Source organism: Streptomyces sp. NPDC055632 (genome assembly GCF_053618675.1).
Genome location: NZ_JBSHHY010000043.1, coordinates 36673 through 49373, shown reverse-complemented (window position 1 = coordinate 49373; position 12701 = coordinate 36673). Strand labels below are relative to the sequence as shown.

Annotated in this window: 12 protein-coding genes; 7 read left to right on the top strand and 5 right to left on the bottom strand. The window is 71.5% G+C overall.

Annotated features, from left to right (window positions below; all coding sequences use genetic code 11):
* Positions 1–51: 51 nt before the first annotated feature.
* Positions 52–1572 carry a peptide MFS transporter gene (locus tag ACWGSR_RS33380; RefSeq protein WP_376246540.1) on the bottom strand — a complete coding sequence of 507 codons (1521 nt, stop codon included), beginning with the start codon at positions 1570–1572 and terminating at the stop codon, positions 52–54.
* Positions 1573–1998: 426 nt separating this feature from the next.
* Here ACWGSR_RS33380 and ACWGSR_RS33375 point away from each other — a divergent pair, with 426 nt between their 5' ends.
* Together ACWGSR_RS33375 and ACWGSR_RS33370 are read left to right on the top strand one after the other, a co-directional pair.
* Entirely contained in the window at positions 1999–2676 is a 678-nt protein-coding gene (locus ACWGSR_RS33375; protein ID WP_366376948.1) for a response regulator transcription factor, read from the top strand.
* 20 nt (positions 2677–2696) lie between these two features.
* On the top strand, positions 2697–3968 hold the full coding sequence (locus ACWGSR_RS33370; protein WP_376246544.1) for an ATP-binding protein: 1272 nt from the start codon (positions 2697–2699) through the stop codon (positions 3966–3968).
* Between the two features lie 10 nt (positions 3969–3978).
* Here ACWGSR_RS33370 and ACWGSR_RS33365 read toward each other — a convergent pair whose 3' ends face one another.
* On the bottom strand, positions 3979–4494 hold the full coding sequence (locus ACWGSR_RS33365; protein WP_376246547.1) for a GtrA family protein: 516 nt from the start codon (positions 4492–4494) through the stop codon (positions 3979–3981).
* Positions 4495–4717: 223 nt separating this feature from the next.
* On the opposite strand from ACWGSR_RS33365, the gene ACWGSR_RS33360 reads away from it, so the two are divergent.
* Genes ACWGSR_RS33360 through ACWGSR_RS33350 form a run of 3 tightly spaced genes read left to right on the top strand, consistent with a single transcriptional unit; the run spans position 4718 to position 7580 of the window.
* Positions 4718–5857, top strand: a complete 1140-nt coding sequence (locus ACWGSR_RS33360; protein ID WP_376246550.1) for a 5-(carboxyamino)imidazole ribonucleotide synthase — start codon at positions 4718–4720, stop codon at positions 5855–5857.
* Positions 5854–6381, top strand: a complete 528-nt coding sequence (gene purE, locus ACWGSR_RS33355; RefSeq protein ID WP_062755045.1) for a 5-(carboxyamino)imidazole ribonucleotide mutase — start codon at positions 5854–5856, stop codon at positions 6379–6381. Before ACWGSR_RS33360 ends, purE begins: the two co-directional genes overlap by 4 nt.
* Positions 6378–7580, top strand: a complete 1203-nt coding sequence (locus ACWGSR_RS33350) for a dipeptidase (protein ID WP_453572364.1) — start codon at positions 6378–6380, stop codon at positions 7578–7580. The genes purE and ACWGSR_RS33350 overlap by 4 nt, the downstream gene beginning before the upstream one ends.
* 6 nt (positions 7581–7586) lie before the next feature.
* Here ACWGSR_RS33350 and ACWGSR_RS33345 read toward each other — a convergent pair whose 3' ends face one another.
* Positions 7587–7967: a VOC family protein gene (locus ACWGSR_RS33345; protein WP_376246557.1), complete on the bottom strand. Its 381-nt coding sequence runs from the start codon at positions 7965–7967 to the stop codon at positions 7587–7589.
* Positions 7968–8119: 152 nt separating this feature from the next.
* Positions 8120–8998: an SGNH/GDSL hydrolase family protein gene (locus ACWGSR_RS33340; protein ID WP_453572361.1), complete on the bottom strand. Its 879-nt coding sequence runs from the start codon at positions 8996–8998 to the stop codon at positions 8120–8122.
* Between the two features lie 446 nt (positions 8999–9444).
* On the opposite strand from ACWGSR_RS33340, the gene ACWGSR_RS33335 reads away from it, so the two are divergent.
* Entirely contained in the window at positions 9445–9963 is a 519-nt protein-coding gene (locus ACWGSR_RS33335; protein WP_376246562.1) for a cupin domain-containing protein, read from the top strand.
* Between the two features lie 105 nt (positions 9964–10068).
* Here the strand turns inward: ACWGSR_RS33335 and ACWGSR_RS33330 are convergent, their stop codons facing one another.
* Positions 10069–11394: a UDP-glucose dehydrogenase family protein gene (locus tag ACWGSR_RS33330; RefSeq protein WP_453572358.1), complete on the bottom strand. Its 1326-nt coding sequence runs from the start codon at positions 11392–11394 to the stop codon at positions 10069–10071.
* A gap of 125 nt (positions 11395–11519) precedes the next feature.
* On the opposite strand from ACWGSR_RS33330, the gene ACWGSR_RS33325 reads away from it, so the two are divergent.
* Complete coding sequence (locus ACWGSR_RS33325) at positions 11520–12677, top strand: acyl-CoA dehydrogenase family protein (protein WP_453572355.1); 1158 nt, start codon at positions 11520–11522, stop codon at positions 12675–12677.
* Positions 12678–12701: the final 24 nt, after the last annotated feature.

Below are 12701 nucleotides of genomic sequence, written 5' to 3'. Positions count from 1 at the left end.
CCGCCGCACCGATCCGGTGCGGCGGCCTCCTGCGTGAGCGGCGGGGCGACGTCAGTGGACGTTGCCCATGAGGCTCTGGACCTTCTTGCGGTACATGAAGACCGCGATGCCGGCCAGGACGGCGAGGGACGCCTGCATGGCGATGATGCCCGTGCCGTTGAGGTCGACGCCCGCGATGGAGAGCAGACCCGTGGTGCAGTCACCGGCGGTGACCGCGAGGAACCACACGCCCATCATCTGGGAGGCGTACTTCTGCGGCGCCATCTTCGTGGTGACGGAGAGGCCGACCGGGGAGAGGCACAGCTCGCCGATGGTCTGGATCATGTAGATCGAGACGAGCCACATCGGGGAGACCATGGTGCCGTCGCCCGCCATGCCCATCGGGACGACGAAGACGAAGAAGGACGCGCCGACCAGGACGAGGCCCATCGCGAACTTCACGACGGTGCTCGGCTCCTGGTTCTTGCGGGCCAGCCACAGCCACAGCCAGGCGAAGACCGGGGCCAGCGTCATGACGAACAGCGGGTTCAGGGACTGGTACCAGGTGGCCGAGAAGCCCAGGCCGAAGATCTTGTCGGCGGTCTTGTCGTCCGCGAACAGCGACAGGGTCGAGCCGCCCTGGTCGTAGATCATCCAGAAGATGGCGGCGGCGACGAAGAACCAGATGTAGCCGTTCATCTTCGACTGCTCGGTCGCGCTGAGGTCCTTGTCGCGCTTGATGCGGGCGAGGACGGTGACCGGGATGGCCAGACCGGCGACGGTGAGCGGGATCAGGGCCCAGTTCAGGGTGAACAGGTCGAGGGCCACGACGACGCCGTAGAAGACGGCGACGAGGGCGGTCACCAGGGCGACCTTGGTGAGGATCGCCTTGCGCTCCTCGGCGGAGAGCGGGTTCGGGACCTCGCTGCTCTTCGGGTTCAGGCTCTTGCCGAAGCCCAGGAAGACGGCGAGGCCCAGCGCCATGCCGACCGCGGCGAGCGCGAAGCCGATGTGCCAGTTGACTTCCTTGCCGATCGTGCCGATGACGAACGGGGCGACGAAGGCGCCGAGGTTGATGCCGATGTAGAACAGCGTGAAGCCGCCGTCACGGCGCGGGTCCTCGGGACCGTCGTAGAGGTGGCCCACCATCGTCGAGATGTTGGCCTTCAGCAGACCGGAGCCGACCGCGACGAACGCGAGGCCGAGGAAGAACATCGCCTGACCGGGAACGGCCAGCAGGACGTGACCGGCGATGATCACGAAACCGGCGATGGCGACGGTCTTGCGGGCGCCCCACACGCGGTCGCCGAACCAGCCGCCCGGCATGGCCATGAGGTAGACCATCGACACGTAGACCGAGTAGATGGCCGTGGCCGTGGCCGCCTTCATCGCCAGGCCGCCGCCCTGGGCGCCCACGGCGGCTTCGGTGCCGCCGGAGACCAGGTAGTAGACCAGCAGGGCCCTCATGCCGTAGTAGGAGAAGCGCTCCCACATCTCGGTGAAGAAGAGGGTGGTCAGGCCCCGGGGGTGGCCGAGGAACGTCTTCTTGTACCGGGGGACCCCGGTCGAAGCCGTCGTCAGGCTGGACGCCATGTCGATCCTTGCTCTGTCGGGACGCTCGCCTTGTGAGCGGGGTGCGCCCGGTGGGGGAGGCCGGCACCGGTGGAATCGTGGAACTCCGCCGGGATCCACGCCCCGGGAGCGCGTCTTCGCGTCCCGGGACCCGGCCCACAGGTCATTCGCCGTCGTCGAGGCCGGCTGGGCCCACCTCACGCAGAAAAGAGGACCCCGACCCATCAAGCCGGTCAAAGGTCCCCGAATGCCGCTACAGACGTCTCGCCACCATACGACACGACAGTGCCGGATATGGAAGGACTTGAGACATGGATCACAGGCAGAAGTGCAACCGTACAACGTCATTCGAAGGTCACACACAAGATGCCCACATGATCCGCAGGGTCCACTCGGGCCCGGCGGATCGCACCCCGGGCCGGGGGCCGTGCGGACTACCATCACCCCATGACCCGTGTACTGCTCGCCGAGGACGACGCGTCCATCTCGGAACCGCTGGCCCGCGCCCTGCGGAGGGAGGGGTACGAGGTCGAGGTCCGCGAGGACGGCCCCGCCGCCCTCGACACCGGCCTCCAGGGCGGCGTCGACCTGGTCGTGCTCGACCTGGGCCTCCCCGGCATGGACGGCCTGGAGGTCGCCCGGCGGCTGCGCGCCGAGGGACACGCGGTCCCCATCCTGGTGCTCACCGCGCGCGCCGACGAGGTCGACACCGTCGTCGGGCTCGACGCGGGCGCCGACGACTACGTCACCAAGCCCTTCCGGCTCGCCGAACTCCTCGCCCGGGTCCGGGCCCTGCTCCGGCGCGGCGCCACCGAGCCCGTCGCCGCCCCCTCCACCCACGGCGTGCGCATCGACGTCGAGTCGCACCGCGCCTGGATGGGCGACGAGGAGCTCCAGCTCACCGCCAAGGAGTTCGACCTGCTCCGGGTCCTCGTCCGGGACGCCGGCCGGGTCGTCACCCGCGACCAGCTCATGCGCGAGGTCTGGGACACCACCTGGTGGTCCTCCACCAAGACCCTCGACATGCACATCTCGTGGCTGCGCAAGAAGCTCGGCGACGACGCGGCGAACCCGCGCTACATCGCCACCGTGCGCGGCGTCGGCTTCCGCTTCGAGAAGAGCTAACCCCCAGCGAAAGAGCCTCCGTGCGCCGCCGTCTGATCAACTCCACGCTCGCCGTGGTGCTCGTCGTCATCGCCGTCTTCGGCGTCTCCCTCGTCATCGTCGAGACCCGCACGATCGCCGGCAGCGCCCAGGAGAGCGTGGACTCGGAGGCGCTGCGGATCGTCTCCATCGTCGACAGCCGGCTCATCGGCGGCGAGCCGGTCAACCCGGACATCCTCGCCGAGCAGAGCGGCGCCAAGCGGTACGCGCAGATCCTCATCCCCGGCCGCGACCCGATCTCGATCGGGGAGCGGCCCGAGGGCGACGTCATCCGCGGCACCGCCGAGGGCGAGCGCGGCGAGACCGTGATCGTCGAGGAGTCCCGCTCGACCGTCACCGCCGAGGTCGGCCGCACCCTCCTGATCATCGGCGCGGTGGCCCTGCTCGCCGTCGTCGCCGCCGTCCTCCTCGCCGTACGGCAGGCCAACCGGCTCGCCTCCCCGCTCACCGACCTCGCCGAGACCGCCGAGCGCCTGGGCTCCGGCGACCCGCGCCCCCGGCACAAGCGGTACGGGGTGCCCGAGCTGGACCGGGTCGCGGACGTCCTCGACGCCTCCGCCGAGCGGATCGCCCGGATGCTCACCGCCGAGCGCCGGCTCGCCGCCGACGCCTCCCACCAGCTCCGCACGCCCCTCACCGCGCTCTCCATGCGCCTGGAGGAGGTCGCCCTCGCCGACGACCTGGACACGGTCAAGGAGGAGGCGACGATCGCCCTCACCCAGGTCGAGCGGCTCACCGACGTCGTGCAGCGGCTCCTCACCAACTCCCGCGACCCCCGCACCGGCTCCGCCGTCGCCTTCGACCTGGACGAGGTCGTCAAGCAGCAGATCGAGGAGTGGCGGCCGGCCTACCGCAGCGCGGGGCGGGCCATCGTGCACTCCGGCAAGCACGGGATGCGGGCCGTGGGCACCCCGGGCGCGGTCGCCCAGGTCCTCGCCGCCCTGATCGAGAACTCGCTCATGCACGGCGGCGGCACGGTCGCCCTGCGGACCCGGGTCACCGGCAACCAGTCCGTGATCGAGGTCACCGACGAGGGGCCGGGCGTCCCGGCCGACCTCGGCGCGCGGATCTTCGAGCGGGCCGTCAGCGGCCGCAGCTCCACCGGCATCGGCCTGGCGGTCGCCCGCGACCTCGCGGAGGCGGACGGCGGGCGCCTGGAGCTCCTCCAGCAGCAGCCGCCGGTCTTCGCGCTCTTCCTGGGCCGCGAGGTCAGGAGCGTCTCGGACCGGCCGTCGGACCGCCCCGTACGCTGAGAAACCCGGGTCAGACCCGGTCGGGCTGGCGGCGGGCCGCCTGCCGCGGCGCCTGCTCCAGGAACGATTCGGCGGTCTGCACGGCCTCCTTCGCCGGCAGGGCGCGGAAGACCCAGGTGCGGTACGACCAGAAGCGGAACAGGGTCGCGATCCCGATCCCGAAGAACTTGAAGAAGTTGCTCGCCAGCGGGCCGTCCCAGCCGAAGCCGTACGTCGCCGTGTAGAGCAGGCCGTTCTGGATCACCAGGCCGATCAGGCTGAAGACCAGGAAGAGGGACATCTCCTTGGTGCGCCTGCTCTTGTCCCGGTCCCGGTAGGTGAAGTACCGGAAGCCGACGTAGTTGAACGCGATGGCCACCACGGTGGCGATGACGCTCGCCCGCACGACGGGGAGGTCCGTGAAGTGGCGCACGAGGTTGAACACCCCGAGGTCGACGAGGACCCCCACGGCACCCACGGCACCGAACTTCGCGACCTCGCGGAAGAGCCGATCGAGTCGCGTGCGCAGCGCGCCGGGTTCACTCATGGTGATGGCTCTGTCCCGTCCGTCCGGGTGACGCCCGGGTGACGTCAACCAGTCCATGCTAACCAGGGCCTCTGGCACATGCCGGGGTACCGCGCGAACCGTGGCCGATCCTCGCCCCCGCCGCCGGGCCCTCCGGGCGCTTCTGCCCCCGGTTTCCGGGCCGACGCTTGTGCCAAGACACAGCCGGACGAGTGTTCCCCGATGGTGCGGATACCCTAAGAGGGTGACGTTTCCGGTAGTCGGCATGGTCGGTGGCGGTCAGCTCGCCCGTATGACCCACGAGGCGGGCATCCCCCTCGGCATCAAGTTCAAGCTCCTCAGTGACACTCCGCAGGACTCCGCGGCCCAGGTGGTGAGCGAGGTCGTCATCGGCGACTACCGCGACCTGGACACGCTGCGTGACTTCGCGCGCGGATGCGACGTGATCACCTTCGATCACGAGCACGTTCCCACCGAGCACCTGCGGGCCCTGGAGGCGGACGGCATCCCCGTCCGCCCGGGACCCGACGCGCTGGTGCACGCGCAGGACAAGGGGGTGATGCGCGCCCGGCTCGACGAGATCGGCGCGCCGAGCCCCCGCCACCGCATCGTCGCGGACCCGGCGGACGCGGAGGCCTTCGCGGCCGAGGTCGGGGGCTTCCCGATCATCCTCAAGACCGTGCGCGGCGGCTACGACGGCAAGGGCGTCTGGTTCGTGCGTTCGCCCGAGGACGCCCGCGACCCCTTCCTGGCCGGCGTCCCGGTCCTCGCGGAGGAGAAGGTCGACTTCGCGCGCGAGCTGGCGGCGAACATCGTCCGCTCCCCGCACGGCCAGGCCGTCGCCTACCCGGTCGTCGAGTCCCGCCAGGTCGACGGCGTCTGCGACACCGTGATCGCGCCCGCCCCCGACCTGTCCGAGGAGCTCTCCGGGCAGGCCCAGGAGCTGGCGCTGCGGATCGCCCGGGAGCTGGGCGTCGTCGGCCACCTCGCAGTGGAGCTCTTCGAGACCGCGGACGGCCGCATCCTCGTCAACGAGCTGGCGATGCGCCCGCACAACTCCGGCCACTGGACCCAGGACGGCGCGATCACCTCGCAGTTCGCCAACCACGTCCGGGCGGTCCTCGACCTCCCCCTCGGCGATCCGCGCCCCCGCGCGCGGTGGACCGTGATGTGCAACGTCCTGGGCGGCGACTACCCGGACATGTACTCCGCGTACCTGCACTGCATGGCCAGGGACCCGCAGCTCAAGATCCACATGTACGGCAAGGACGTGAAGCCCGGACGCAAGGTGGGCCACGTCAACACCTACGGCGACGACCTGGACGACGTGCTGGAGCGCGCCCGCCACGCCGCCGGCTACCTGCGAGGGACGATCACCGAATGAGCACCAGCCCCGTCGTCGGCATCGTCATGGGTTCGGACTCCGACTGGCCCGTCATGGAGGCCGCGGCCCAGGCCCTGGACGAGTTCGAGATCCCGTACGAGGTCGACGTCGTCTCCGCGCACCGGATGCCGCGCGAGATGATCGCGTACGGCGAGGAGGCGGCCGGCCGCGGTCTGAAGGCGATCGTCGCGGGCGCGGGCGGCGCCGCCCACCTGCCCGGCATGCTCGCCTCCGTCACCCCGCTGCCCGTCATCGGCGTGCCCGTGCCGCTGAAGTACCTCGACGGCATGGACTCGCTGCTCTCCATCGTGCAGATGCCGGCCGGCGTGCCGGTCGCCACGGTCTCCGTCGGCGGCGCCCGCAACGCGGGCCTGCTCGCGGCCCGGATCCTCGCCGCGCACGACCCGGCGCTGCTCGACCGGATGCGCGCCTTCCAGCAGGAGCTGAACGACCAGGCGACGGAGAAGGGCAAGCGGCTGCGCGCCAAGGTCGAGGGCGCCGAGTCCTTCGGCTTCGCCCGGTGACCGCCGCCGACCGCCTCGCCGAGGCGCGGGAGCTCCTGGCCGGCCACCCGGTGGTGGACGGCCACAACGACCTGCCGTGGGCCCTCCGCGAGCACGTCCGCTACGACCTGGACCGCATGGACATCGCGGCCGACCAGACCGGCGCGCTCCACACCGACCTGGCCCGGCTGCGGGCCGGCGGGGTCGGCGCCCAGTTCTGGTCGGTGTACGTGCCCTGCCGGTTCACCGGGGACGACGCGGTCAGCGCCACCCTGGAGCAGATCGACGTGGTCGACCAGCTCCTGGAGCGGTACGCCGCCGACCTCGCGCCCGCCCTGACGGCGGACGACATGGAGGCGGCCCGGAAGCAGGGCCGCATCGCCTCCCTCAAGGGGGCCGAGGGCGGCCACTCGATCAACAACTCCCTCGCCACCCTGCGCGCGCTGCACGCCCTGGGCGTGCGCTACATGACGCTCACCCACAACGACAACAACGACTGGGCGGACTCGGCGACCGACGACCCCGGCGTCGGCGGGCTCTCCGCCTTCGGCCGGCAGGTCGTCCGCGAGATGAACCGCTCCGGCATGCTGGTCGACCTCTCGCACGTCGCCGCGACGACCATGCGGGACGCCCTGGACGCCACCGCCGCGCCGGTGATCTTCTCGCACTCCTCGGCCCGGGCGGTCTGCGACCACCCGCGCAACGTGCCGGACGACGTCCTGGAGCGGCTGCCCGCCAACGGCGGCGTCGCGATGGCCACCTTCGTGCCCAAGTTCATCCTCCCGGCGGCCGTCGAGTGGACCGCGCGGGCGGACGAGAACCTGCGGGAGCACGGCTTCGACCACCTCGACACCACCGCCGGGGCGATGGCGCTGCACCGCGCCTTCGAGGAGGCGAACCCGCGCCCGGTGGCCACCGCCGCCACGGTCGCCGACCACCTCGACCACATGCGCGAGGCCGCCGGGATCGACCACATCGGCATCGGCGGCGACTACGACGGCACGGCCTTCACGCCCTCGGGCCTGGACGACGTCGCCGGCTATCCGAACCTGGTCGCGGAGCTGCTGCACCGCGGCTGGTCCCACCCGGACCTGGCCAAGCTGACCTGGTCCAACGCGGTCCGCGTCCTGCGCGACGCGGAGGACGTCTCCCGCGACCTGAGGGACCGCACGGCCCCGTCGAACGCGACGATCGAGTCCCTGGACGGCCGGGGGGCCTGACGGCCCCTACCGGTCCACGCAGAGGCAGAACGGGTGCCCGACCGGGTCCGCGTACACGCGGAAGTCACGGTCGGGCCCGCCCGCGTCGAGCAGCTTGGCGCCGAGCGCGAGGACCTGCTCCTCGCCCCGGTCGAGGTCGTCCACGGTCAGGTCCAGGTGGAACTGCTGCTCGCCCGTCTCCCCGGGCCAGTCCGGCGCGACGTACCCGGAGACCTCCTGGAAGGCGAGCTGGGTGCCGTCGTGCCCGGAGAGCATCACCCAGGAGTCCCCCTCCTCGGAGTCCTCGGAGGTCCGGGGGGAGCCGCCGAGGATCCCGGCGTAGAAGGTGGCGAGGGACAGTGGATCGGGGCAGTCCAGGACGACGGACCGCAGGGTGGCGACGGGCATGGCTCTCCTCGTGCTCGTACGGGTGGTGCGTTCCTACCGTCCGCCCCTACCCGCATCCGCGCACGGCAAGGCCACCCACGCGCGCGTACCTCCGCCGGGTTCCCGGGAGGGTCCGAACCCCGGTCGCCCCGCGACGGAACGCCGTCGACCGGTCAGCGCACGGCGGCGAGCACCGCGTCGGCCATGGCCTTCTCGCCCGCCGCGTTGGGGTGGAAGGGCGCCGCCGCGTTGGTGACGAGGGGTTCCATCCAGCGGGTCCCGGCCGGCTTGCAGACGTCGTGGCCGACGGACTTGGTGTACGTGTCCACGTAGACGGCCCCGTGCGCGGCGGCCTGCGCGGCGATGACGGTGTTGAGCCGCTTGTGGATGTCCCGCAGCCAGGGCGCGTCGCCCTTGGCGATGGTCGCGACCCAGGGGCAGTTGGTGCCGTCGTCGGGAAGGATCGCCGGGTAGCCGGTGACCAGGATCCTGGCCTGCGGGGCGCGTTGACGGATGCCGTCGAGGGTCGCGGCGATCTTGGGAGCGGTGGCGTCGACCGTGGCGGCGAGCCGGTCGGTGCCCGTCCAGGTGTAACTGCTCTTGCAGGGCGAGCCGCCCAGGTTGAACACCCCCAGGGTCACGCAGCGGACGATGATGCTGCCGAAGCCGACGTCGTTGCCGCCGATGGTGAGGGTCACCAGGTCCGTGTCGGCGCTCAGCGCGTCGAACTGCGGCGGCGCGGACGCGTTCTGCGCGGAGGTCATGTGGACCGTGGTGGCCCCTCCGCAGGTGACGTCCTTGTGGGCGGCGGGGGAGAGCGCGGCGTTCAGCAGGGCGGGGTAGTTGCGGCTGGAGCGCGTACAGGCGGAATCGGTCTGCTCCGGCACGCCCGCTCCCGACGCGTAGGAGTCGCCCAGGGCCACGTAACGGCCGAACGCGGTGTCGGCGGCTGCGGCGGGGCCGGCACCGAGGCCGGCGGCGGTGGTCAGCAGGGCGGTGACGGCGGTGACGGCGGCGGTGCGGGTGCGGCGGCTCGGCGGAACTGATCGCATGGCGGTGCCTCTCGTGACGGGGTGAGGGGCGGGCGCCCGCCGGCCGCCGGGAAGGCCGGAAGGCACACCGTGCCGACGGCAGGACGGTCCCGTTCGCCTGCCGCCGGAAGTGCGAGGAAGCTGCGCGCAGTGTTACCGATCGGTCTTACTCGTCCGTAATATCGGGTCGGTGTGACGAGTCGTCAAGATGTTGCGCATTGAAGGGGGTTGGCGACGGTACGCGGCCCACCGGCCGCCCGCGCTCCACCGGCCCTGCCCCGGGTGCGCCCCGGCCTCCCCGCTCCCCCGGCTCCGCGCGCCCGCCGGGCGGCCGCCCGTCGGACGGGCCGTAGGTCTCCGGTCCTCGGTCCGGCCGCCCCAAGATCGTCCGCGAGCCCGATGCCGGCCCTCGGGGGCGGGGACCACCATACGGAGGGAGATCAACGGACCCACCGAAGGAGCAGAACGTGTCGCACCCCGAGGACTTCGCGTACCCGGAGCCCCGCTACCACGGCGACAAGGGCGAGGTGAACGCGACCTTCCGTCCCGCCGACACCCCGCCGGACATCTCCTCGCCCGGCGGCACCACCCACTACCTCGCCACCCACGCCTCGACCGGCGGCGAGTTCGGCTTCTACAAGGTGGACCTCGGTCCCCGGGCCGCCGGGGCCAAGCCCCACTTCCACAAGGCCATGTCCGAGTCCTTCTACGTCCTCTCCGGCGAACTGGAGCTCTACGACGGCGACAAGTGGGTCACCGGCCGCGCGGGCGACTTCCTGTACGTACCGGTCGGAGGCCTGCACGCCTTCAAGAACGCGACCGACGAGCCCACGTCCATGCTCATGCTCTTCTCCCCGGGCGCTCCGCGCGAGGAGTACTTCGAGCGGGTCGCGGAGGTGGCGCAGCGCGGCGGCGAGGAGCTCAAGCGGTTCCGCGTCCGGCACGACAGCTACTTCGTGGAGGACTTCGAGTCCGGGGCGGAGTAGCGGGCCCGGGGCGGAGTGGCGGGCCCGGGGCGGAGTGGCGGGCCCGGGGCGGAGTGGCGGGCCCGGACCGGGCCCGGAACGAGCCCGGCAGGGCCCCGCGGGGCCCTACGCCCGCGGACGCCCCATCGCCCGGTACGTCCAGCCCGCCTCGCGCCACCGCGCCGCGTCGAGCGCGTTGCGGCCGTCGAGGACGATCCGGGCGGACACCGCCTCGCCCAGCTCCGCCGGGTCCAGCTCGCGGAACTCGCGCCACTCCGTCAGGTGCAGCACCACGTCCGCCCCGCGCACGGCCTCCAGGGCCGAGTCCGCGTACCCCAGGGTCGGGAAGAGGCGGCGGGCGTTCTCCATGCCCTTCGGGTCGTAGACGGTGACCTGGCCGCCCTGGAGGTGTATCTGCCCGGCCACGTTCAGGGCGGGGGAGTCGCGGACGTCGTCCGAGTCCGGCTTGAAGGTGGCGCCGAGGACGGCGACCCGGCGGCCCAGGAAGGAGTTCCCGCCCAGGGCCTCGCGGGCCATCTCGACCATCTGGCCGCGCCGCCGCATGTTGATGGAGTCGATCTCGCGCAGGAAGGTCAGCGCCTGGTCGGCGCCCAGCTCGCCCGCCCGGGCCATGAACGCCCGGATGTCCTTCGGCAGGCAGCCGCCGCCGAAGCCGATGCCGGCCCGCAGGAACTTTGCGCCGATCCGGTCGTCGTGGCCGATGGCCTCCGCCAGCTTGGCGACGTCGCCGTCCGCGGCCTCGCAGACCTCCGCCATCGCGTTGATGAAGGAGATCTTGGTGGCGAGGAAGGAGTTCGCTGCGGTCTTCACCAGCTCTGCCGTCGGGAAGTCGGTCACGACGAACGGCGAGCCCTCGCCGACCGGCACCGCGTACACCTCGCGCAGCAGCTTCTCGGCCCGCTCGCCGCGCACGCCGACCACGATCCGGTCCGGGTGCAGGGTGTCGTCCACGGCGAAGCCCTCCCGCAGGAACTCGGGGTTCCAGGCCAGCTCGACGCCGGCCGGGAGGAGGGCCGCGAGCCGCTCGGCCGAGCCGACCGGCACGGTCGACTTGCCGACGACCAGGGCCCCTTCCCGTACGACCCCGGCGAGGGAGGCGAAGGCGGCGTCCACGTGACTCATGTCACAGGCGTACTCGCCGTGCTTCTGCGGGGTGTTCACGCAGACGAAGTGCACGTCGCCGAAGGCGCCGACCTCCTCCCAGGAGGTGGTGAACCGCAGCCGGCCGCTCGATCCCTCGATGCCCGCCACGTGCCTCGCGAGCAGCTCTTCGAGCCCCGGCTCGTACATGGGGACCCGGCCGGAGGACAGCAGCTCGATCTTCTCGGGCACGACGTCGAGCCCGAGCACCTCGAAGCCCAGCTCCGCCATGGCCGCGGCGTGGGTGGCGCCGAGGTAGCCGGTGCCGATCACGGTGATCTTGAGGGCCATGCGGTACTCCAGTGGGGTCGGGCGGAATGCCTGCCCGAGCATAGCCGTGCCCTGGTCGGGGGCTCGGTCACGCCCTACCATTTGGGTTACTTAACGGTAGTTAGCCGACCTGGGAGTGAATGAGCGTGGCGGGTTCCAAGGACTTCGACCTGTATCGGCCTTCGGAGGAGCACGACATGCTCCGGGAGTCGGTGCGTGCGCTGGCGGAGGCGAAGATCGCGCCGTTCGCGGCGGAGGTGGACGAGGAGGGGCGTTTCCCGCAGGAGGCCCTGGACGCGCTGGTCGCCAACGACCTGCACGCGGTGCACGTGCCCGAGTCCTACGGCGGTGCGGGCGCGGACGCGCTGGCGACGGTGATCGTGATCGAGGAGGTGGCCCGGGTGTGCGGGTCGTCCTCGCTGATCCCGGCGGTCAACAAGCTGGGCTCGCTGCCGGTGATCCTGTCCGGCTCCGAGGAGCTCAAGGCGAAGTTCCTGGGCCCGCTGGCCAAGGGCGACGCGATGTTCTCCTACGCGCTGTCCGAGCCGGACGCCGGCTCGGACGCGGCCGGGATGAAGACCCGCGCGGTGCGCGACGGCGACTTCTGGGTCCTCAACGGCGTCAAGCGCTGGATCACCAACGCCGGCGTCTCGCAGTACTACACGGTGATGGCCGTCACCGACCCCGAGAAGCGCTCCAAGGGCATCAGCGCGTTCGTGGTCGACAAGGACGACGCGGGCGTCTCCTTCGGCGCGCCGGAGAAGAAGCTCGGCATCAAGGGCTCGCCCACCCGCGAGGTCTACCTCGACAACGTCCGCATCCCCGCCGACCGGATGATCGGCGCGCAGGGCACCGGGTTCGCCACCGCGATGAAGACCCTGGACCACACCCGCATCACCATCGCCGCCCAGGCCATCGGCATCGCCCAGGGCGCCCTGGACTACGCCAAGGGCTACGTCAAGGAGCGCAAGCAGTTCGGCAGGCCGATCGCCGACTTCCAGGGCGTGCAGTTCATGCTCGCCGACATGGCCATGAAGCTGGAGGCCGCCCGCCAGCTCACCTACGCCGCCGCCGCCAAGTCCGAGCGCGTCGACGGCGACCTGACCTTCTTCGGTGCGGCCGCCAAGTGCTTCGCCTCCGACGTCGCCATGGAGGTCACCACCGACGCCGTCCAGCTCCTGGGCGGCTACGGCTACACCCGCGACTACCCGGTCGAACGCATGATGCGCGACGCCAAGATCACCCAGATCTACGAAGGCACCAACCAGGTCCAGCGCATCGTCATGGCCCGCAACCTCCCGTAAGCGCGAAGAAGGGCGCCCCCGCCA